Here is a 19,553-nt window from a genome sequence, read left to right as displayed (position 1 = left end):
GGGTCGGTGTCGGGGTGGGTGTCGGAGTCGGGGTGCTGCCGCCTCCGCCGCATGAGGAAAGGACGAGCGAGGCCAATGCGATGGAACAGGTCGCTCGCCAGCCTAACCCCCGTTTGTCCCGAGCGAAGTCGAGGGACGCGTCCGAGCGCGTCTGAGGCTTTCTCGATTTCGCTCGAAGGCGTGTCTCGACTTCTCCGCCATGCGGAGAAGCCTGTCCTGAGCGCCTGCCTTGGCAGGCAGTCGAAGGGCTCGACACGAACGGATTCTGTGAGCGCAGGCGACTCACCTCAACGTCCTGATCGTCCGGACCGCGCCGCCCAGCGCGCGGCGGAATTCCAGCGGGCGATAATCGTTGGGATCGCGCACCGCGGCATAGGCGCGATTGATATCGGCGCGGATGCTGCCCGCTGCGCCGCCATTCACTTGCCCGGCATTGACCAGTGCGTTGAGCAATGTGTCGACCGCCATCACCGCCTGGACGCTGCCTTCATAATCGGTGAAGCGTGGGCTGATCGCTTCGCCGGCGATCGTCTCGATGATCGCGAATGTCTGGTCGCGGCCGAAACTGGCCGCGGCAAAAGTCGCAGCGAGCGCATTGGCGCTGATCCGCAGCTTGGCCGCTGCGGCGATCGCGGCGGTGCGATCCTGCGCCAGCCCCGCATGAAAGGCGCGGCTGTCGGCGTCGAACCGGCTTGCCATGCCGGGCGCTGCGACGCGCACGGCCGCCGAGAGCATGATCATGCTTTCGTCGTTGAAGGCGGGCATGCCCTCGGGGATTGGCCGGCCGGGATTGCGGACGCCGGTGCGGATCGCTTCGTCGCCATCCTGGATGCGGCGATGACAGGTATGGCAATCGAAGAAATAGAATTCGGGGAACACGCCTTCCTGGCCGAGACGCGGATTGGCGTAGAGCGTCAGCGCGCGTTCCAGCGCCATCGCCTGGCCGACCGCCCACATGCGGACATTGCTCGTCCGGCCCTTGCGCAGCGCGTAATCGGCATCCTCGTCATGATGCTGCTGGAGCGTCGAGAACAGGTCGAGTTCGAAGGCGATGCGCGGATGGCCTGCCGACATGATGCGGTGATTGACGAACTGGCCCTGATCGGCGCTGCCGAAATGGCAGTCGAGACACACCGCCGCGCGCGCGCGTGGATCCTCGAGCGGGGTCATGCCGAGCGCGACATTGCGCTTGTGGCTGGTGCCGACCGAATAATGCGCGGCGATCCAGCCGGATGCGGCGCCATGGCAGCTTTCGCAGCCGACGCCGTCGGCGGGCTGGAAGCGTGGGCCGCGCGTGGCGGCCGGGGCCGAATGGCAACCCAGGCAAGTCGCCGACGACGTCGCGTCGCCAATGCCCAATCGGCCGGCGATCACGCGGCTACGCGCGTTGGAGAGGATGTTGAAGGCGCGGCTGTGCGCGCCGCCGGGTGTGGAGGGTTCCTGCCAGCGCATCAGCTCGTCCTGGCGGACGATCTTGCCGTCGGCTTCCTGCCGGCCATGGCAAGTCGAGCCGCTGCACGATGCCACGCCCAGGAAAGTGCCGGTGCCGGGTGCCGCCGCGGTAGCTGGGGGCGTGGTCGGCCATAGCCCGGCGGCGAGCGCGAACATCGCCATCGCCGCGAGCAGCGCCAAAGCTGCCAGCGCCGTCGCCCGGTTTTTGATGATCCCCCCGACACCCATTCGCTACGCACCTCCGCTGCCGGCGCGATGGCCGGAATGAATCGTCAGCGATGCGACCCCCTTTTCATAGAGTTTATGTGCGCTTGCCCGCGCCGAGGCAAGCCGAAGCGGGGTTCGTGGCGGTGTCTTCGATCGATTTGCGACGAGCTTGGGCGGGCATCGGCCCGGCCGGGCGGCGGGCAAAGCAAAGGGGCGGGGAAACCGAAGTTTCCCCGCCCCTGACCAGGCACCCCGGCCGTCGCCGGGATGTACCGATTGGTCTTACTTCTTCTCTTCGGTGCGAGCCTTGAAGGCTTCGCCGAGGATGTCGCCGAGCGACGCACCCGAATCCGAAGAACCGTACTGCGCAACGGCCTGCTTCTCTTCGGCGATCTGCATCGCTTTGACCGAGAAGGTGGGCTTCTTCGAACGATCGAAGCCGGTCACCATCGCGTCGAACTTCTGGCCGACCTGGTAACGCTCCGGACGCTGCTCGTCGCGGTCGCGACCGAGATCGGTGCGCTTGATGAAGCCGGTCGCGCCGTCGTCGCCCGCCTGGACTTCGAGGCCGCCATCGCGAATCTCGAGGACGGTGACGGTGATGACCGCGTTCTTGTTGAGGTTCGAACCCGAAGTGGCCGAAGCGCCGCCGATGGCGGGCGCGCCCTTTTCGAGCTGCTTCATGCCCAGCGAGATGCGCTCCTTGTCGGCATCGACGTCGAGCACGATCGCCTGAACGGCCTCGCCCTTGCGGTGCAGGTTGAGCGCGTCTTCACCCGAGATGCCCCAGGCGATGTCGGACATGTGGACCATGCCGTCCACATCCCCGTCCAGACCGATGAACAGGCCGAACTCGGTGGCGTTCTTGACTTCGCCCTCGACGACCGAGCCGATCGGATGGGCAGCGGCGAACGCTTCCCAAGGATTGGTGATCGCCTGCTTGAGGCCCAGCGAGATACGGCGCTTTTCTTCGTCGACCTCGAGGATGATGACTTCGACTTCCTGGCTGGTCGAAACGATCTTGCCGGGGTGGACGTTCTTCTTGGTCCAGCTCATTTCGGAGACGTGGACCAGGCCCTCGATGCCGGCTTCCAGCTCGACGAACGCACCATATTCGGTGATGTTGGTCACGCGGCCCGACAGCTTGGCGCCGACCGGATACTTGGCCGACGCGCCATCCCACGGATCGCTCTCGAGCTGCTTCATGCCCAGCGAGATGCGCTGCGTCTCGCGGTTGATGCGGATGATCTGCACCTTCACCGTGTCGCCGATGTTGATCATCTCGGACGGGTGGTTGATGCGCTTGTAGCTGAGGTCGGTGACGTGGAGCAGGCCGTCGATGCCGCCCAGGTCGACGAACGCACCGTAATCGGTGATGTTCTTGACGACGCCTTCGATCACCTGGCCTTCGGCCAGCGTCTGGATCAGGCCCGAACGCTGCTCGGCGCGGGTCTCTTCAAGGATGGCGCGGCGCGACACGACGATGTTGCCGCGGCGGCGATCCATCTTGAGGATCTGGAAGGGCTGGGGGATGTCCATCAGCGGCGTGACGTCGCGGACGGGGCGGATATCGACCTGCGAGCCGGGCAGGAACGCCACGGCGCCGCCGAGATCGACGGTGAAGCCGCCCTTGACGCGACCGAAGATGACGCCTTCGACGCGCGCGGTTTCGGAGAATTCGGCTTCCAGCTTATCCCAGGCGGCTTCGCGGCGTGCGCGGTCGCGCGACAGCATCGCTTCGCCATGGACGTTCTCGACGCGGTCGACATAGACTTCGACTTCGTCGCCGACCTTCAGATCGGCCTTCTGGCCGGGGGCTGCGAATTCGCGCAGCGGCACGCGGCCTTCGGACTTGAGGCCCACGTCGATGACCGCGAGATCGTTCTCGATCGCGGTGACGGTGCCCTTGACGACGCGGCCTTCGAAGCTTTCGCCTTCGCCGCCGAGCGATTCATTGAGGAGTGCCGCGAAATCGTCGCGGCTCGGAAATGCCGTAGAGGCCATGTAGTGCTTCCTGTCTGTCATTTTTCCGGCCAGCCGGTTGAATCCGGCGGTCTTGACCAGAACTGCCGCGCAAACCCCATGTCGACGCGGCATCCCACGAACGAACGGCACGGTGACGCCCATGAGAATGCGAAAAGGGCGCGTGGGACGAGTTCGGCCATCGCCGCACCAGTCTTCGCACCGTCTTCGTAAGTCTCGCGATCAGCTCGCCAGGCGTCTGCCGATCCGGGCGTCCACGAGCGCGATCGCGCGCTGGACGGCGGCGTCTATAGAGAGATAGCTCGTATCGAGCAAGTCCGCATCGGCCGCGGTCGTCATCGGCGCGACTTCTCGTCCGGCATCGCGCCGATCGCGCGCACGAATGTCGGAAAGCACCGAATCCAGGCTCTTGAAACTGCCGGCCTTCTGCATCTCGGCATGGCGCCGGCGCGCGCGCGTCTGCGGCGTCGCGGTGACGAACAGCTTGGCGTCCGCATCGGGCGCGATCACCGTGCCGATATCGCGGCCGTCGAGCACCGCGCCGCCGGTCTGGCGCGCGAATGCCCGCTGGCGCTGGACCAGCGCTGCCCGGACGAGCGGGTGGGCGGACACGATCGAGGCGATCCGGCCGATCTCTTCGCCCTTGAGCGACGGTTCATCGAGCAGCCGGTCGTCGAACGAGCAGGCGGCGAGTGCATCCTGTTCATTCTCTGGATCGCCATGTTCGGACTGAAGCGTGTGCGCGACCGCGCGATAGAGCAAGCCCGTGTCCATATGCGGCAGGCCGTAATGCGCGGCGAGGGCACGTGCGATCGTACCTTTGCCCGATGCGGCCGGGCCGTCGACGGCGATGATCATGAGATCTCCGCGCCGAGCGACGTCATGAGTGCGGTGAATTGGGGGAAGCTGGTTGCGACGGGTGCCATGTCGTCGACAATGACGGGGCTGCGCGAAACAAGTCCAGCGATCGCGAAGCTCATTGCGATGCGATGGTCGAGATTTGCGGCGATTGTCGCGCCGCCGGGCAGGCGATCGCCGCCCGTGCCCTCGATCACCATGCCGTCGGGCAATTCCTCGACGCGTGCGCCAATCGCCGTCAGCCCCTTGGCCATCACCGCGATCCGGTCCGATTCCTTGACGCGCAACTCCTCCAGTCCGCGTGCGACGGTGCGTCCCTCGGCCATTGCCGCGGCGACGAACAGGATCGGGAATTCGTCGATCATCGACGGCGCCACCGCGGGCGGGATCTCGATGCCGGTCAGCGCCGAATGGCGGACATGAAGGTCGGCCACAGGTTCGCCACCGACGCTGCGTTCGTGGAGCAGCACGATGTCTGCGCCCATCTCGCGCAGCACGCCGATCAGGCCGGCGCGGGTTTCGTTGATGCCGACATTCTCGATGACGATATCGGATCCCGGCACCAGCAGCGCCGCGACCAGCGGGAAGGCGGCGGAGGAGGGGTCGCCGGGCACGGTGATCGCCTGCGGCTTCAATTCGGCCTCGCCGGTCAGCGAGATCACGCGCGCGCCGTCGGCATCGTGCTCGACGGACAGGGCGGCGCCGAAACCCTGCAGCATCCGTTCGCTATGATCGCGCGTGGCGATCGGCTCGATCACGCGGGTGATGCCGGGCGTGTTCAGCCCGGCAAGCAATATCGCCGACTTCACCTGTGCCGAGGCGACGGGCAGCCGATATTCGAGCGGGACGGCGGGGCAGAGGCCGCGCACCATCAAAGGCAGCCGGCCGCCGGGGCTGGCAGTGAATTCGGCGCCCATCAGGCCGAGCGGTTCGATCACGCGACCCATCGGCCGCTGGGACAGAGAAGCATCGCCGACAAAGGTGGCGGTGACCGGATGGCTGGCGACGAGCCCCATCAGCAGGCGGGTCGAGGTGCCGCTATTGCCCATGTCGAGCGCCTGGGCGGGTTGCAGCAGGCCTCCGACACCGACGCCGTGGATGCGCCACAGCCCATCCTCGCCGCGCACGATGTCCGCGCCCATCGCACGCATCGCGGCGGCGGTCGCGAGCACGTCCTCGCCTTCGAGCAGGCCGCTCACCCGGCTCTCGCCCACGGCAAGCGCGGACAGCATCAATGCGCGGTGAGAAATCGACTTGTCGCCCGGTACGCGCACGCGCCCGGTGAGTGCGCCGGCGGCGGAGAAGGACGAAGGTGTGGGCGCGGCGGCGTGCATGGTTTTTCCGGCAAAGGGGGCGGCGAAATCGTCGCGGCTTTTGACAGCGGCGTCCCGCTATGGCAAGGCGCGCGGCGATTGGCGGGCGGCCGGCTTCGGTGGGCCCGCTTCTTTCATTTTACTGGAGGTTAGAGGCGGCACATGGTGAAGCCTGAATGGGGCACGAAGCGGACTTGCCCGAAATGCGCGACGCGCTTCTACGATCTGACCAAGGACAACCCCGTCACCTGCATCGAATGCGGTAACGTCTGGGAACCCGATCCTATCCTGAAGTCGAAGCAGCCGCTGCCTTACGACGCGCCCAAGAAAGAGCTCGACGTTAAGAAGGACGTCGATTCCGATCTGGTCGACGACGATCTGGACATCGATGTCGAGGAGGATTCCGATTCGCCCGACGACGAGGTCGATCTGGGTGGTGACGATGATCTCGGCGTGGTCACGCCGGGGGACGACGACGACGGCAATAGCTGATCCTATCGGCGACGCCCGATGCATTTTGCCGAGCTATTCGGCAGGTGCATCGGGATGTCGCAGAAGGTAGTTGCAAAGCGCGCAAAGCCGACATAAAGGCAGCGCCTCACCGCCGCAGCCCCCCAGGCACGGCGCGAAATGGAACGGGGCCGTAGCTCAGCTGGGAGAGCGCTACAATGGCATTGTAGAGGTCAGGGGTTCGATCCCCCTCGGCTCCACCATTTCCTAAATTGACCAAGGGCGAACGCGTCCAGATGGCATATTAGAGGCCGCAGGGTTCGATCTCCCTCGGCGTCACCATTTCCTGAAATGGACGAGGGCGAGCGCGCCCGGATGGACCCAACAGGGCCATGTTGCCGACCCGGATGACTTGACCCCGGGCAATCCCTCATTTCTCTTCCCAGCTAAAGTCGTAAAAGACGCGGATGTAATTCCCGTCGATGTCCTGGGCGAAGAATTCGTAGAGTTTGAAGGGCTTTTCTTCCGGAGGTCCCGCGATTCCGGCGCCTGCTGCGGCCCATTGCGCGTGGAGCATGTCGACCTCGGCACGGCTGGAAAGATTCAGCCACAGGATTATCGGCCCCCGCATGCCCAGCGCCGATCGATACTCATCGGTCGACATGAAAATCCGACTGTCACCGCGCGACAGGCCGGCAAGGCCGAGCTGCTCGTCGGACCAGTCGATCGTAAAACCGAACTGGTCCCGATAATAATCCAGCGCCGCGGTCAAGCTGAGAACTGGAACTTCCGGACATAGCGACGGGAACTGCATGCTGGGATGTCTCCCAAGAGAACAGCATGGGCCGAACGCACCCCGGTGCTATTGTAGCGACCGGTTTCCGTCGAGCAACCAGACTCCGCCCGGATACGGGATTCGGGGGCGAACCCCGGTCCATGCCTTACCGGGAAATCGCGGTCTCATCATGATGGCCGAGCAGCGAATCCAGCAGATCCTCTTCCGCGCTGGAGCAGACGCCGAGCACAATGGCTTCGTCGCAATCTTCGGCGGCCAGATAGGCGTGGCCCATGCTCGAATCGAGATAGATGGATTCGCCTTCCTCGAGCACCAGTGGATCATAGAATTGGGTGTGAATGACCACGCGCCCCTTGATCACATAAGTGAACTCCTCGCCCGGGTGGCGAACGAGACCGTCGAATTCCGCCATTGATTTGGCGCGAACGCGGATGATGATCGGAATCATCCGTTTCTGGCGCAACTCGGTGCAGAGATAGCGATAATCGTAATTGTCGGTGGTGACCCGGATCGCGCGATCGAGCTTGCCGATGCTGCGACGCGCAGTGAATGCCGGCGGCGGCCCGCTGTCGCCGCCGTCCTCGGCGAACAGTTCGGACATGCGAATCTTGAGCCGCCGGCTCAAGAGCTGGAGCTTGTCGTAGCTGAGCGTCAGCCGGCCATTCTCGACCTTCGACAATGTCGATAGCGGAATGCCGCTCCGGTCGCTCATTTCCTTGACCGTCCAGCCATTGCGCTTGCGTAGTCCGCGCAGAAGGTCGCCGAGCGTGTGTTCGTTTGATTTCATCTGGATCGCCTCACCGTCCATCAAATCTCTAACAGGCACATTCTTTTTCGCAAAATTGGTTTTCAGGACTGTAAAGTCCTGATTGGGAATGTGTCGGATCCAATCGGGATCATTGTCGTCTGGGCCTGTACGGATCAGGCTCTCGTCTCTGCATGTCGAGCCTTCATCATCGTATACCAGCGGGCGCGGAGCTGGGCGGGGCGATGGGGATAGCATTCGTCGAGAAAATCCATCGCGAGGACACGATCGGTCCTGAACATGCGGAAATCGCCGCGTGTTTCGCACCATGCGACCAGCATGCGCGTGGTCTCGCGATAGCCGATCAGGAAGGGCCAGATCGTCCGGCGGCTCTCGCGCTCGTCGCGGTCGCGATAGGCTATCGTCAGTTTGCGGCCGGCATGGATCGATGCGCGGATCTGCGCCATGTCCAATGTCTCGACGGTTTCATCCCAGACGGGCGGGACGACGACCGCAGGCTCCAGCACGACCGGCCGCAATTCCTCGGGCACGGTTGCCGCGATCTTGGCGATCAGGTCGCGCGCGGCGCGTGCCAATGCGGGATCGCCGCGGGCAGAGACCCATTGTGCACCGAGTACCGCCGCTTCGATCTCGTCGGATGTCAGCATCAGCGGCGGCATGTCGAAGCCGCCTTCGAGCACATAGCCAAAACCCGCCTCGCCGCGGACGGGCACGCGCTGGCCCATCAGCGTGGCGATGTCGCGATAGACGGTGCGTTTCGAAACCTCGAGTTCGGCGGCGATCGCGTCGGCGATCATCGGTTTCGATGTGCGGCGCAGGATCTGGATGATCTGGAACAGGCGGTCGGCGCGTCTCATGTATTTTTACCTAGCTGACAGCTGCTGACACCATGGTGGCAGCAGGATGGCAGTAGTCAAGCCAAGTCGGCCCGCCGCATTCCGCCGCGGGGCCCGGATGGAGATTTCCCATGCTGACATTGTTCCATGCCCCCTGGTCGCGCTCGAGCCGCCTGGTCTGGCTGCTCGAGGAAATCGGCGTCGATTACGACATCCGCTATTGCGACATTGCGCGGCGCGACGGTTCGGGCGCGCGCGATCCCGGCAATCCGCATCCTGACGGCAAGGTGCCGGCGCTGACTCACGGCGATGTGCTGGTGACCGAGTCGCTCGCGGTCGCGCTCTATCTGACCGATCTGTTTCCTGAAGCCGATCTGGGCGCGGCGATCGGATCGCCCGAGCGCGGTGCCTATCTGACCTGGCTTGCCTGGACGGCGGGTGAGATGGAGCCTGCCTATTGGAGCAAGATCACCGGCACGATCGACGGCGATGTGCATGCACAGGCTCGTTATGACGCGGTGATCGCGCGGCTGCTCGGCGCATTGGAAAAGGGGCCCTATCTGATGGGCGATCGGTTCACGGCGGTCGATGTGATGGTTGCCAGTGCGCTGGCCTGGGGGCGGGAATATTCGCCGGCGAGCGATCTGCTCGACGCCTATCTGGCCCGCGTCACCGATCGCCCGGCCAATGCGCGCGCAACCCAAAAGGATGGCACGCCGCCGGCAATGGCCGCAGCCTGATCCGGAGTATCGCGCACGACCGACCCGTCTTCGCGCAGGCAAGGAACAAGCCGCATGATCCGGGATCATGCGGCTTGTTCGCTCCCATGGACGTGCGCCGGCACATTCGTTTTTGCAGGCTTGCGCATATTCGGGAATGGGTGCTCACTTCCCGAAATTTCGGTGCAGAGGAGAGATTCGATGACGAGCCCGACCATCATTCTCGTGCATGGATTCTGGGGCGGCGCGGCGCATTGGGCCAAGGTGATCGTCGAGCTGAAAAGGCTCGGCCATGACAGGCTGCTTGCCGTGGAACTGCCGCTGACCTCGCTGGCCGACGATGGTCAGCGAACCCGCAAGATGATCGACCAGGTCGATGGGCCGGTGCTGCTGGTCGGTCATTCCTATGGTGGCGCGGTGATCACCGAAGCCGGCGATCAGCCCAATGTCGTCGGGCTGGTCTATATCGCGGCGTTCGCACCCGATGTCGGCGAAAGCCCGGGCGGCATCACCCAGGCCAATCCCCCTGTCGCCGCCGCCAATCTCGCCCCCGACAGTGACGGCTATCTCTGGGTGAAGCAGGATAAATTCCATGAAAGCTTTTGCCAGGACCTGTCCGTCGATGAGGCGCTCGTCATGGCCGTGACGCAGAAAGCGCCGCTGGCGGGTACGTTCGGAGACACGATTACCGCGCCGGCATGGAAGAAGAAGCCCTGCTGGTATCAGATCTCGACCGACGACCGGATGATTGCACCCGCCAATCAGGAGATGATGTCATTGCGCATGGATCCGCGGAAGGTCATCCGCCTCGACGCCAGTCATGCCTCGCTCGCGTCACAGCCATCGGCGGTGAGCGCGTTGATCGATGAAGCGGCGGCGGTGCTGGCGTAGCGTGTTGCGCAACCGACCCAGAGTTTGATCCACTGGCGCGCCACACTGTCACCCCGCGAAAGCGGTAATGACGCAGAGTGAGTGAAGCCAACCCGATCCGACCTATCTGCCTTTCTTGCCTTGCGGATAGATGGTCTCGCCGCGTTTGAGCATCTGGACGAAGCTTTCGATCTTTTTCGTCCGCCCCGCGGCGGTCTTCATATTATGGGTGCGAAAGGCGAGGGCGAACCGGTTCTGCGCGTTGAGCCGGCCGAACATCTCCCGCGCCGCCGGCTCCGCGTTGATCGCGGCCTGCAGATCGTCGGGAATGGTCATCGCCTTGCCGCTGTCATAGGCGCGATCCCAGCGGCCGTCGGCCTTGGCGGCTTCGACCTGGGCCAGCCCATGCTCGGTCATTCGTCCTTCCTCGACAAGTCGGGCGACATTGTCGACATTGATCCGGCTCCAGACGCTCTTGGCCCGGCGCGGCGTGTAGCGCTGCAGAAAGCTCCTTTCGTCGAGCCCCTTGCGCAGCCCGTCGATCCAGCCCCAGCACAGCACCACGTCGATGGCCTGTTTCGGGGTGATCGACGGCAGGCCGGAATCGACCTTGTGGATCCTGATCCACACCTCGTCCTGCGTGCTGTGATGCCTGCTCAGCCAGTCGTAGAAGCGCTCTTCATCGGCGAACTCGAGAACCTTGTCGGGGTCGACCTTGACGGGCGCCATGGCGCGGCATTCTCCTTGAGGAGGAAGCCTGAGTGTTCGGGATTTTCCGGGGAAGTGCAATCCATAAATGCGCCCGGTGTCAGCCGGTCGCGTGCAACCCAATATGGACGGCCATTTCCTCGATCGCCAGACGGCCTTCGGCGATATGTGCCCCGAACAGATGCCAGACATGCACCATGCCCGGCCATTCGCGATAATCGGCCATGACGCCGGCATCCTTCGCGCGCGCCGCCAGGCGTGCCGCATCGTCGCGCAGCCGTTCCCGCTCTCCGACCTGGATCAGCATCGGGGGCAGACCGACGAGGTTGGCGAACAGCGGGGACAGGCGCGGATCCTCGCATGGCAGGCCCGCCGCATAGGATGCGATTGCGGCGTGCAGCGCATCCGCGGTGATCATCGGATCGATATCGGCGCGACCGGCGATCGACGCGCCGCTCAACGTCATGTCGGTCCAGGGCGAGATGAGCGAAAGACTGTCGGGCAGGGGCTCGCCGCGATCGCGGAGATCGACCGCGAGCGCGAGTGCGAGGCCGCCGCCCGCCGAATCTCCTGCCAAGCTCAGTCCAATGCCCGTTGCGGCGAGATCGAGATAGACGGTGCGTGCATCATCGAGCGCGGCGGGGAAGGGGTGTTCGGGGGCGAGCCGATATTCCGGCAGGATCACATTGATGCTCGCCGCAGCGGCCAAAGATGCGGCCAGTGCCCCATGCGAAGTGGGCGATCCCGCCATATAGGCGCCGCCATGGAGATAGAGGATCGCGCGCGAAACCGCCGCCCCCGGCGGGTGAAAGCGCGCGGTCGGGACGCCGCCAATGTCGAGGTCGTGACGGACGACGCGGCTGGGCGGCTCAAGGCCGAAGCCCAGCCCGTCGACCCATTGGCGTAGATCCTCCAGTGTCGCATCCTCGCCGGGCATGCCGCGCTGGAGAAACGCGATCGCGGCATCGGCGCTGTTCATATCCTGCTCCCGCTCCGGCATATTTCACTCTTAGAATAGCTTTCTTGCAAAGCTAAATTTGATGATTTAAGTTCCACGCTCGTTGGTCCACACTTCAAAATGGCTGCCATGCGGCCAGCAAGGAGGGAAGATGTTCCCGAGCGGGCGCCTGCCATTTGAAAACCGGCCAATCGTCGCCACGCGCGATCCGGGCGAAGCGCGCGAACTGATCGGTCGCCAGTTGAAAACCCACGCGCTCCGCTTCACCGGCGGGGAGCGTGCGGTCGACAGCCGGATGAACCAGATCACGCTCGGCGATGTCTCGATCTTCTATCTGCGCTACGGCGCCGACGTGCTGATCGATCCGGGGCCGTTCGACACTTTTTACATCGTCCACATCAATATCGGCGGGGCCTGCGACATCGCTTTCGAGGATCGCGCGGTTTCGGTCGGCGGCGATCGCGCTGCAATCTGCCTGCCCGATCGGCCGGCGCGTTTCCGCTGGCGCGACGACAGCGAAGTGCTGGGGATCAAGATCTCCAAGGCGGCGCTGGAGAAGCATTATCAGGAACTGACCGGCCTGCCGCTGCAGCGGCAGATCGATTTCGATATCGAGCTCGACCTGGGCACGCCCGCCGGCCAGCGGCTCGTCGCATTGCTGCGTTATATCGATGCCGATGCGCTTTCGCCCGCCGGGCTCTGCACGACGCCGGCGGGGATCAGCCAGCTCTCGCGGCTGGTGATGACGACCCTGTTGATCGGTCAGTCGGGCAGCCATCATGCGCTGGTCAATCCGCCGGTATCGCCCGCGGCACCCCATTATGTGCGCCGCGCCGAAGCCTATATGCACGCCAATCTGCAACGCCCCCTGACGCTCGACGAGATCGCGGCGCATGCCGGGGTCAGCGGACGATCGCTCACCAACGGTTTCCGCGACTTCAGGGGGGCGAGCCCGATGGCCTATTTCAGCAATTTGCGGCTGGAACGCGCGCGCCAGGATCTGATGCAGCGCGCGTCCGGGGCGACGGTGACGTCGGTCGCCAATCATTGGGGCTTCCATCACCTGAGCAGCTTCGCCAGCCTCTATCGCCGCCGTTTCGGCGCATCCCCGGCGGAGACGCTGCGGCGGGGCTGAGTTCCCACTGACTGTCATTCCCGCGAAAGCGGGAGACGTAGTCGACCGAAGGTCAATCCAGCTTCTTCTTCTTTCTGATATTTCGCGGAAAGGCTGGATTCCCGCGAACGCGGGAATGACAAAATGGTGTGGGTGATCAGGAGAGGTCACAACAAAGTCGGGATGTCGTAGCCATCCAACCCGTTAATCAGCAGCGCGCGCTTGATGGCGATCTTCCACTGCCCGCCTTCGCGGCGCAGGACATGATCGACCAGCGCGACATGCTGTTGAACGCCATGCCCCTTGCGATGTTCGAAGACGATCTGGTTGCTGACGATGCGCCGTTCCTTGCCGGCTTCGTCCTGCCAGGCTTCGATATTCGAGATGCAGCGGCGCAGCCGGCGATGCGGGATCTGGTTGTAGACGAAGCCGGTGCCGAAGCGGACGAGCCGGTCCTCCAGCCGGCGCCGGTCGTCAAGCCACAGGCTGACTGATGTGCGCGGATCGGAACTCTCGTCCTGTGGCAGCCAGTAGATCAGCTCTTCCGCGAACAGGCCGAGCCAGGCGGAGAAGTCGCGCGTGTCGAGCAGCCGTGCCTCATGGTTCAGGAACGCCTCCGCCTCGAACCGCAGTAAGGCGTCCTCCATTGGCGGCCGGCCCGCAAGCTTGCCGTGCATCGCGGCGAGCCGGTCGTAGAGCGCATCATCGAGATAGCGCGCGAATTGCGGACCCTTTTCAAGCGACGACAAGCTTGGTCTCCCGTGACAGGATATCGGCATAATGCCGGTAAAAGTTGCGCATCGGCGCTTCGTCGGTGGGTGGCACCGTGCGGACACCGGTTGCCGGATCGAGCGTATCGGCGTCGGCGCGGTGGCTGCCGCGCCCGCACATCACCCATTCGGCTTCTTCTGCGCGCATGCCTTCCCAGCAGCGCTCGAACATCTCGAGATCGTCGGTCTCGCCCAGGATCGGGAAATCCTCGGCGACGCGCATGCGCAGCTGGTTGACCTCGGGCTCGGCGCCTTTCAGCGTGGTCGCATACCAGGTGAGTTGGGTACGATCATGCGCCAGCGGCTCGACCACCTGCACCTGATTGCCGATCAGCAGCAGGTTGGGAAAGATGTTGAGGTTGATGCCGCCGCCCGGCACGCCCTCCAGCGCGGCGCGGGCGCCGTCCTCGCCCAGCCGCGCGACCAGGCTCGCCACCTGCGCTTCGGATCCGGGCGTGGGGCGGACGCGATCCCACAGCGAATTGCCCATGCCCGGCCGCTGGTGGAGCAGGCCATGGCCGTTGGGATAGGCCTTGCAATACATCGGCGAACTGTCGGGATTGCTCGCGAAATGGCGTCCGCCCTTGTCGCCGCCATTGCGGATCCGCGTCATGTCCATGATCGAGCGGTGCGAAAAGGCGGGGTGATAGCCGTCGGCGGCATTGTCGAAGACCAGCTTCCAATTGCCGCCGAAGACGCCACGGAACGATCCGGCGCCCAGCACGATCTCGCCGCCCGGCGCGCGGCCGATGAATTCGTCGATCAACTCGGTCGCGGCGCCGAGATGGTCGGCGAGCGACGGCATGTCGGGGTTGAGCGTGCCGAAGACGAAACCGCGATAGGCCTCGATGCGCGGGATCCGGCGCAGCCCGTGCACCGACTTGTCGAAGGCATCGCCATAGCCTTCGTCGAAGGGCACGCCGATCAGCCGCCCGTCATTGGCATAGGTCCAGCCATGATAGGGGCAGGTGAAGCGCGCCGCGGCGCCCGTGTCTTCCTGGCAGATGGTCGCGGCGCGATGCGCGCAGCGGTTGAACAGGCCGTGGATCGTTCCGCTCTTGTCGCGCGTCATCACCACGGGGCGCAGGCCAAGACGGACGCGTTTGAACGCATTTGCTGTGGGCAGTTCGCTTTCGTGACAGAGATAGGTCCAAAGCCCCCCGAACAGCTTGGTCATCTCGTGCGGGAACAGCGCCGGATCAGTGTAAAGCGACTGGTGGACACGATCGGGCTGGACGAGATGCGCCCAGTCGCGATCGACGCGCGGGGCGAGCGTGATACGCGCCTCCTGGGTCTTGCAGGGCGCGCTCATGCGAAGCCGGCTCCGTCATCGTCGGCGATCGGCACGCGCGCGACGATCGCTTCGGACAGGCCGAAGCGTTCGACCAGGATCGACGGCGCGTCCTTCAGATCGACCGGCGTCGCCGAGAGATTGCCCAGCGGATCGACCGTGATCAGCGCGCCACGGCCATAAGTGAGCACGCCGTCGTCGCGATTCTTGCGGACGTAGAGCGAGTGGTTGAAGATGCTGAACGCCTTGGTCGCCTCGTTGCGATAGGCGTAGAAAGCGGGGCTCAGATCCTCGAGCCACATCACCGTCGACAGCGGATTGCGCATGTGGCCGGGCCGCCACCAGACTACGCCGTCGCCTTCGCACCAGATGCCGTGCGCCTGGCTTTTCTGCGCGGTGCGCTCGCCGTGGATCAGTTCGAGCGCCGCTTCCGCCCCCAGGCTGGGATCGGCGCGATAGACATGCCCGTCGATCGTGACGTTGATGCCGCCATGCGCGGGCAGCAGTGGATCGGGCACTTCCGGCATCGTTCCCGCCATGCGCGAGACGCGGAAGCCGAGCAGGGCGAGGATGCCGTACATCGCCTCGGCCGAGGGCCAGCAACCCGCGGCGACGCCGTGTTCGAGCCAGGCGGAGAAGAATTCGTTGGGATCCTGCGACGGAAAGGCGCCGGTCTGGCGCTCGGCGATATAGATGCGCTTCAGCACATTGTCGTAGCCGATCTGCCGCGACCATTGCTTGACGATCTCGTCGAGCGTCTCGCGTGTCGGATCGGGGCGCGACGCAAAGCCGAAGCGATCGAGCACGCGTTCGAGCACGGCTTCGCGCAGATCGGTATGATCGGGTGGCCCGTCGAAATTGGGCGGGATCGTGCCCGCCCGATAGCTGTTGATCGCGGTCAGAACGGGCTGCGCGATCTTTGGATCCAAGGATCGCGCAGCCCGTTCTGAATGTTTGTGGTCGCATCGTCTTTGCGGAAAACCGGTTCCCACTTTTCCGCACGATGCTCTGCCTCTGTCATGGCGCTGCTCCTTGATATCCAAGGGTCTAGCGCGACGGTTTGCGGCGGCGCTAACGCGTTCCGGCAGCCGCTGCCGCGATCCGGCATCCTTCGATCAATCGCGCTGCGGCGGCGAACAGTCGCGCTTCGCTGCCCATCGGCCCGATCAGTTGGATGCCGGTCGGCAGCCCGGCTGCAGTGGCGAGCGGCACGGTGATCACCGGCAGCCCCAGCAGCGAGATCGGCTGGGTGTAGAGGCCGAGCGCGGCGCGCAGGGGAATGCTGGTTCCCGGCAGCATCGCCAGGGCGTCCTCGGCCGGCGGCGCCAGGCAGGGCACGGTCGGCGCGATCAGCATGTCGAAGCGTTCGAACAGCGCATCGAACTGCGCGGCATAAGCGGTGCCGAGCGCGCGGGCTTCGGCGATCCATGCGTCGGGGATCAGCAAGGCGGCGGTCAGCCGGTCGCGGATCGCCGTGTCGAACAGATGGCGCCGGGTGCGCAGCCGTTCGGCATGCGTCCGTGCCGCCTCCGCCGCGACGATCGTATAGGCGGCCGCGCGTGCGCGCGTGCTGAGCGGCGCTTCGACGACCTCGGCATCGAATGCGCGCGCGGCTTCGCCGATCGCTTCGGCAACCACCGGCTCCATCGCGTCGGCGAAATGGCCGCCGAGCAGGCCAACCTTGCGTGGCGCCGCAGGATCGCTGTCGTCGAATTGGCGCTGGTCGGCATCGTCCGGGTCGGTCGCGTCGAGCACATCATAGACCTGGCGTGCGCGATCGAGCGTGTCGGCGAAGAAGCCGACATGATCCAGGCTCGGCGAAAGCGTCTGGACGCCCGATTTGCTCAGGCGCCCCAGGCTCGGCTTGACGCCGATGACGCCGCAGAGTGCTGCGGGCACGCGGATCGAGCCGCTGGTATCGGTGCCGAGTGCGAAGGGCACGATGCCCGCCGCGACCACCGCGGCCGATCCGCCCGAGGATCCGCCGCACAGCCGGGTCGGATCGTGCGGATTGCGCGCGGTGCCGTAAAGCTCGGTCCGCGACACGAAGCCATAGGCAAGCGAATCCATGTTGGTACTGCCGATCAGCACCGCACCGGTCTCGCGCAGTCGCGCGACCGCGAAGGAATCATGCTCTGCCGACGGATCGTCGGCCAACGCTTTCGATGCCGCCACCGTCGTCATGCCCCGGACGGCGAACAGATCCTTGGAGAACCAGGGCAGCCCGGCAAGCGGCCCGGTGGACGTCTCGGCTTTCACCGGTTCGATCGGACGGGCGAGCCAGCCATTGGCGGCCGCTTCGGGCAGCCGGGCGATCGCGGCTTCGACCGTATCCGTCATGGCCGGGGCTCCACCGCTTCGTCCGCGCGCATCGCGTCGCGGAAGGTCAGGATCACCTGCCAGTCGCGCCACACCGCTTCGGCGTCTTCTAAGGGCAGGGCGACGCCCTGTTCGGCCAGCCGGGCGCGCAGGGCCTCGGCGGTGTCGGGGATGGTCATGTCCATGCGTCGCTCGCGGTTCCCGGTCCGGTGGTCGCCGCCCGATAGCGGAAGGCGGCCGGTCCGGGAACCTGCGGAGGGCATCAATCGTCGAACAGGAAGCGCAATGAATGGCGCGCGAAGTCTTCGGGATATTCCATCATCGCCCAATGCCCGCAATGCGGCATGATATAGCCGGCGCTGTTCTCGATCAGTTCGAGCAGCCGATAGGCGCTCTCCACCGGCACGACCGCATCGTCCTTGCCGTGGAAGACGAGCGTTTCGTGCTTCAGTGCCGCGATGAATTCCTCCGGCCGGTGCAGGCCGCCCTGCGAACCGATCCAGCCCATGAACGCCGAATAGCCTTTGCGCGTCTCCGGATCGACCGAAAGACGATGGCGATATTCGACGAGATCGTCGCTGACCGAGAAAGCGGGATTGGCGAGCGAGCCGATGATCCGCCTGATGCCCTGTTCGGTGAAATCATATTCGGTCAGCGCCTTGAGCGGGGTGATGATGCCGGTCTCGATTCCCGCGCTGCCCATCAGGATCACCTTGTTCACCAGTTCAGGCACGAGCTGTGCCGCGCCGATCGAGGTGAGGCCGCCGGTGGAATTGCCGACCAGGTTCACCGGGCCGGCGCCCAGCGCGACGATGAATTCGGCAAGCTGGCGGTCGCGATCGTCCTGCGAATAGGGGAAGCGCGCGGGATCGGGCACGTCGCTGCGGCCGAAACCGACCAGGTCGATCGCGATCGCGCGGCAGCGTTCGGCGAACAGCGGCATCGATATCCGCCAATTTCCCCAGCAGTCCGCTCCAGCGCCGCCGCCATGGATCAGGATGGTGGGCATGCCTTCACCCATCTCGACATAATGGGTCATGATGCCGCCAGCATCGAGATAGCGGCTTTTGGGCCGGCTGTTCTCGATCGCGTTTCCGGCGGGCATGTCGACGATGCGGCCGGGGCGGTCGATCGTTGCGGTGGTCTCCATCAAATCAGCTCCTTCAGGCGTTCATGGGGCAGCAAATGCCCCCAGATCTTGGTGGTGTCGTATTGGCGGACCTCCCATCCGGCTTCGTCCTCGACCAGCGTGCTGCCATGGCCGATCTCGATGCCGAAACCCGACGGGCCGACGAAATAGAAGGATATGGTCCGGCAATTGCTGTGGCGGCCCAGCGTCATGATCAGCGGATCGCCGCGTGCCAGGACGCGGTCATAGGCGGCGGCGACGTCCTCCAATGCCTGCATCTCGAACATGATATGGTTGGTGTCGCCCGATGCCATGCCCAGGCATTCGTTGATCAGCGCCAGGCTGTGATGGCGGGGATTACAGCGCATGAAGGTGGCGTCGGCGCCGTCCCACACGATCTTGTCCGATGTGCGCAGGCCCAGCGTATCGCGGTAGAAGGCCACGGCCTCGGGATAATGCGCGCAGTGGCGCATGACGTGGCCGATGCCGAGTTCGCCGGTGATAAAGCCGCCATGCGGCAGCGCCGGTTCGGCGCCCGGGATCGCGCCATGATAGAGTTCGTTGGGATAGCCGTCGGGATCGCGGAAGCGGACAAGGCGGGTCACGCTCCGCGCGCGACATTCCGCATCGCTGGCAGCCTGCGGATCGGCGCCGGCCGCGTGCAGCCGCTCGACCAGCGTAGCGAAACTCGCGGCATTATCGACTTCCCAGCCAGCAAAGGGCGGGACTTCCTGGTCGCTCTCGATCAGCAGATAGCGATAGGGATGCGTATCGATCCTGAGCGCGAGCGCGGGCGCGCCCTGTTCGGTGCGCGCCTCGATCTCAGCGCCCAATATGTCGGTCGCGAGCGTCCGCCACGCATCGAGCCTGTTGGTACCGATTCCGAGATAGCCTAGCCGCGCGACCTGCATGCGCCTTCTCCGACTGAGATGCCTGAATGGCGGGCACATGGCGCATCCACCCCAGGGCCGCGCAACCGGAATCGCCCGCAATGGCCGGGCATGGCCGACTCTC

Annotated in this window: 20 protein-coding genes and 1 tRNA gene; 5 read left to right on the top strand and 16 right to left on the bottom strand. The window is 64.8% G+C overall.

Annotation, left to right across the window (positions count from 1 at the left end; translation table 11 throughout):
* Nucleotides 1-282: 282 nt before the first annotated feature.
* From AC3WN8_RS12820 to aroA, 4 genes are all read right to left on the bottom strand, one after another.
* Nucleotides 283-1,680: a multiheme c-type cytochrome gene (locus AC3WN8_RS12820; RefSeq protein ID WP_492669813.1), complete on the bottom strand. Its 1,398-nt coding sequence runs from the start codon at nucleotides 1,678-1,680 to the stop codon at nucleotides 283-285.
* Nucleotides 1,681-1,941: 261 nt separating this feature from the next.
* Nucleotides 1,942-3,663, bottom strand: a complete 1,722-nt coding sequence (gene rpsA, locus AC3WN8_RS12815) for a 30S ribosomal protein S1 (RefSeq protein ID WP_492669812.1) — start codon at nucleotides 3,661-3,663, stop codon at nucleotides 1,942-1,944.
* Between the two features lie 201 nt (nucleotides 3,664-3,864).
* Entirely contained in the window at nucleotides 3,865-4,500 is a 636-nt protein-coding gene (gene cmk, locus AC3WN8_RS12810) for a (d)CMP kinase (protein ID WP_492669811.1), read from the bottom strand.
* Nucleotides 4,497-5,834, bottom strand: a complete 1,338-nt coding sequence (gene aroA, locus AC3WN8_RS12805) for a 3-phosphoshikimate 1-carboxyvinyltransferase (RefSeq protein WP_492669810.1) — start codon at nucleotides 5,832-5,834, stop codon at nucleotides 4,497-4,499. Before aroA ends, cmk begins: the two co-directional genes overlap by 4 nt.
* 141 nt (nucleotides 5,835-5,975) lie before the next feature.
* Here aroA and AC3WN8_RS12800 point away from each other — a divergent pair, with 141 nt between their 5' ends.
* Nucleotides 5,976-6,305: a TIGR02300 family protein gene (locus AC3WN8_RS12800; protein WP_492669809.1), complete on the top strand. Its 330-nt coding sequence runs from the start codon at nucleotides 5,976-5,978 to the stop codon at nucleotides 6,303-6,305.
* Between the two features lie 145 nt (nucleotides 6,306-6,450).
* A tRNA-Ala gene (locus AC3WN8_RS12795) sits at nucleotides 6,451-6,526 on the top strand.
* A 167-nt stretch (nucleotides 6,527-6,693) separates the two neighbouring features.
* Here the strand turns inward: AC3WN8_RS12795 and AC3WN8_RS12790 are convergent.
* The 3 genes from AC3WN8_RS12790 to AC3WN8_RS12780 all read right to left on the bottom strand — a co-directional run bounded on the left by AC3WN8_RS12790 (nucleotide 6,694) and on the right by AC3WN8_RS12780 (nucleotide 8,682).
* A complete protein-coding gene (locus AC3WN8_RS12790) occupies nucleotides 6,694-7,077 on the bottom strand; it encodes a VOC family protein (RefSeq protein WP_492669808.1) in 384 nt (127 codons plus the stop codon).
* A gap of 127 nt (nucleotides 7,078-7,204) precedes the next feature.
* Nucleotides 7,205-7,846 carry a helix-turn-helix domain-containing protein gene (locus tag AC3WN8_RS12785; RefSeq protein WP_492669807.1) on the bottom strand — a complete coding sequence of 214 codons (642 nt, stop codon included), beginning with the start codon at nucleotides 7,844-7,846 and terminating at the stop codon, nucleotides 7,205-7,207.
* 134 nt (nucleotides 7,847-7,980) lie between these two features.
* Nucleotides 7,981-8,682: a helix-turn-helix transcriptional regulator gene (locus AC3WN8_RS12780; protein ID WP_492669806.1), complete on the bottom strand. Its 702-nt coding sequence runs from the start codon at nucleotides 8,680-8,682 to the stop codon at nucleotides 7,981-7,983.
* Nucleotides 8,683-8,792: 110 nt separating this feature from the next.
* On the opposite strand from AC3WN8_RS12780, the gene AC3WN8_RS12775 reads away from it, so the two are divergent.
* Entirely contained in the window at nucleotides 8,793-9,401 is a 609-nt protein-coding gene (locus tag AC3WN8_RS12775) for a glutathione S-transferase family protein (RefSeq protein WP_492669805.1), read from the top strand.
* Nucleotides 9,402-9,581: 180 nt separating this feature from the next.
* Nucleotides 9,582-10,271, top strand: coding sequence for an alpha/beta hydrolase (locus AC3WN8_RS12770; protein ID WP_492669804.1), 690 nt, complete (start codon nucleotides 9,582-9,584; stop codon nucleotides 10,269-10,271).
* A gap of 102 nt (nucleotides 10,272-10,373) precedes the next feature.
* On the opposite strand, the gene AC3WN8_RS12765 is transcribed toward AC3WN8_RS12770, so the two are convergent.
* Nucleotides 10,374-10,979: a YdeI/OmpD-associated family protein gene (locus tag AC3WN8_RS12765; RefSeq protein WP_492669803.1), complete on the bottom strand. Its 606-nt coding sequence runs from the start codon at nucleotides 10,977-10,979 to the stop codon at nucleotides 10,374-10,376.
* A 79-nt stretch (nucleotides 10,980-11,058) separates the two neighbouring features.
* Complete coding sequence (locus AC3WN8_RS12760; protein WP_492669802.1) at nucleotides 11,059-11,937, bottom strand: alpha/beta hydrolase fold domain-containing protein; 879 nt, start codon at nucleotides 11,935-11,937, stop codon at nucleotides 11,059-11,061.
* A 130-nt stretch (nucleotides 11,938-12,067) separates the two neighbouring features.
* Between AC3WN8_RS12760 and AC3WN8_RS12755 the strand changes: the two genes are divergently transcribed.
* A complete protein-coding gene (locus AC3WN8_RS12755; protein WP_492669801.1) occupies nucleotides 12,068-13,051 on the top strand; it encodes an AraC family transcriptional regulator in 984 nt (327 codons plus the stop codon).
* A gap of 146 nt (nucleotides 13,052-13,197) precedes the next feature.
* Here AC3WN8_RS12755 and AC3WN8_RS12750 read toward each other — a convergent pair whose 3' ends face one another.
* The 7 genes from AC3WN8_RS12750 to AC3WN8_RS12720 form a co-directional block, all read right to left on the bottom strand.
* A complete protein-coding gene (locus tag AC3WN8_RS12750; protein ID WP_492669800.1) occupies nucleotides 13,198-13,779 on the bottom strand; it encodes an aromatic-ring-hydroxylating dioxygenase subunit beta in 582 nt (193 codons plus the stop codon).
* Nucleotides 13,766-15,112 (bottom strand): aromatic ring-hydroxylating oxygenase subunit alpha, encoded by a 1,347-nt coding sequence (locus AC3WN8_RS12745; RefSeq protein WP_492669799.1) that lies wholly within the window; start codon nucleotides 15,110-15,112, stop codon nucleotides 13,766-13,768. The genes AC3WN8_RS12750 and AC3WN8_RS12745 overlap by 14 nt, the downstream gene beginning before the upstream one ends.
* Nucleotides 15,109-16,020, bottom strand: a complete 912-nt coding sequence (locus AC3WN8_RS12740; RefSeq protein WP_492669798.1) for an arylamine N-acetyltransferase family protein — start codon at nucleotides 16,018-16,020, stop codon at nucleotides 15,109-15,111. The genes AC3WN8_RS12745 and AC3WN8_RS12740 overlap by 4 nt, the downstream gene beginning before the upstream one ends.
* A 142-nt stretch (nucleotides 16,021-16,162) precedes the next feature.
* Complete coding sequence (locus AC3WN8_RS12735; protein WP_492669797.1) at nucleotides 16,163-17,431, bottom strand: amidase family protein; 1,269 nt, start codon at nucleotides 17,429-17,431, stop codon at nucleotides 16,163-16,165.
* The gene (locus tag AC3WN8_RS12730; RefSeq protein WP_492669796.1) at nucleotides 17,428-17,595 is read right to left on the bottom strand and encodes a hypothetical protein; all 168 of its coding nucleotides are present in this window, start codon (nucleotides 17,593-17,595) and stop codon (nucleotides 17,428-17,430) included. Before AC3WN8_RS12730 ends, AC3WN8_RS12735 begins: the two co-directional genes overlap by 4 nt.
* Nucleotides 17,596-17,672: 77 nt before the next feature.
* Nucleotides 17,673-18,560, bottom strand: coding sequence for an alpha/beta fold hydrolase (locus AC3WN8_RS12725; RefSeq protein ID WP_492669795.1), 888 nt, complete (start codon nucleotides 18,558-18,560; stop codon nucleotides 17,673-17,675).
* Nucleotides 18,560-19,450 (bottom strand): VOC family protein, encoded by an 891-nt coding sequence (locus AC3WN8_RS12720; protein WP_492669794.1) that lies wholly within the window; start codon nucleotides 19,448-19,450, stop codon nucleotides 18,560-18,562. The genes AC3WN8_RS12725 and AC3WN8_RS12720 overlap by 1 nt, the downstream gene beginning before the upstream one ends.
* Between the last annotated feature and the right edge of the window lie 103 nt (nucleotides 19,451-19,553).

This window comes from Sphingobium sp. FW305-3-2-15-F-TSA7 (assembly GCF_058787155.1).
The sequence above is the reverse complement of the archived record's forward strand: the minus strand, read 5'-3'. Positions and strand labels throughout refer to the sequence as shown.

Bases quoted from the DNA above. Each gene is read 5' to 3' on its own strand.
- rpsA (WP_492669812.1), bottom strand. From the start codon at position 3,663: ATGGCCTCTACGGCATTTCCGAGCCGCGACGATTTCGCGGCACTCCTC.
- AC3WN8_RS12720 (WP_492669794.1), bottom strand. From the start codon at position 19,450: ATGCAGGTCGCGCGGCTAGGCTATCTCGGAATCGGTACCAACAGGCTC.
- aroA (WP_492669810.1), bottom strand. From the start codon at position 5,834: ATGCACGCCGCCGCGCCCACACCTTCGTCCTTCTCCGCCGCCGGCGCA.
- AC3WN8_RS12730 (WP_492669796.1), bottom strand. From the start codon at position 17,595: ATGGACATGACCATCCCCGACACCGCCGAGGCCCTGCGCGCCCGGCTG.
- AC3WN8_RS12755 (WP_492669801.1), top strand. From the start codon at position 12,068: ATGTTCCCGAGCGGGCGCCTGCCATTTGAAAACCGGCCAATCGTCGCC.
- AC3WN8_RS12800 (WP_492669809.1), top strand. From the start codon at position 5,976: ATGGTGAAGCCTGAATGGGGCACGAAGCGGACTTGCCCGAAATGCGCG.
- cmk (WP_492669811.1), bottom strand. From the start codon at position 4,500: ATGATCATCGCCGTCGACGGCCCGGCCGCATCGGGCAAAGGTACGATC.
- AC3WN8_RS12820 (WP_492669813.1), bottom strand. From the start codon at position 1,680: ATGGGTGTCGGGGGGATCATCAAAAACCGGGCGACGGCGCTGGCAGCT.
- AC3WN8_RS12760 (WP_492669802.1), bottom strand. From the start codon at position 11,937: ATGAACAGCGCCGATGCCGCGATCGCGTTTCTCCAGCGCGGCATGCCC.
- AC3WN8_RS12770 (WP_492669804.1), top strand. From the start codon at position 9,582: ATGACGAGCCCGACCATCATTCTCGTGCATGGATTCTGGGGCGGCGCG.
- AC3WN8_RS12790 (WP_492669808.1), bottom strand. From the start codon at position 7,077: ATGCAGTTCCCGTCGCTATGTCCGGAAGTTCCAGTTCTCAGCTTGACC.
- AC3WN8_RS12745 (WP_492669799.1), bottom strand. From the start codon at position 15,112: ATGAGCGCGCCCTGCAAGACCCAGGAGGCGCGTATCACGCTCGCCCCG.
- AC3WN8_RS12735 (WP_492669797.1), bottom strand. From the start codon at position 17,431: ATGACGGATACGGTCGAAGCCGCGATCGCCCGGCTGCCCGAAGCGGCC.
- AC3WN8_RS12725 (WP_492669795.1), bottom strand. From the start codon at position 18,560: ATGGAGACCACCGCAACGATCGACCGCCCCGGCCGCATCGTCGACATG.
- AC3WN8_RS12775 (WP_492669805.1), top strand. From the start codon at position 8,793: ATGCTGACATTGTTCCATGCCCCCTGGTCGCGCTCGAGCCGCCTGGTC.
- AC3WN8_RS12785 (WP_492669807.1), bottom strand. From the start codon at position 7,846: ATGAAATCAAACGAACACACGCTCGGCGACCTTCTGCGCGGACTACGC.
- AC3WN8_RS12780 (WP_492669806.1), bottom strand. From the start codon at position 8,682: ATGAGACGCGCCGACCGCCTGTTCCAGATCATCCAGATCCTGCGCCGC.
- AC3WN8_RS12765 (WP_492669803.1), bottom strand. From the start codon at position 10,979: ATGGCGCCCGTCAAGGTCGACCCCGACAAGGTTCTCGAGTTCGCCGAT.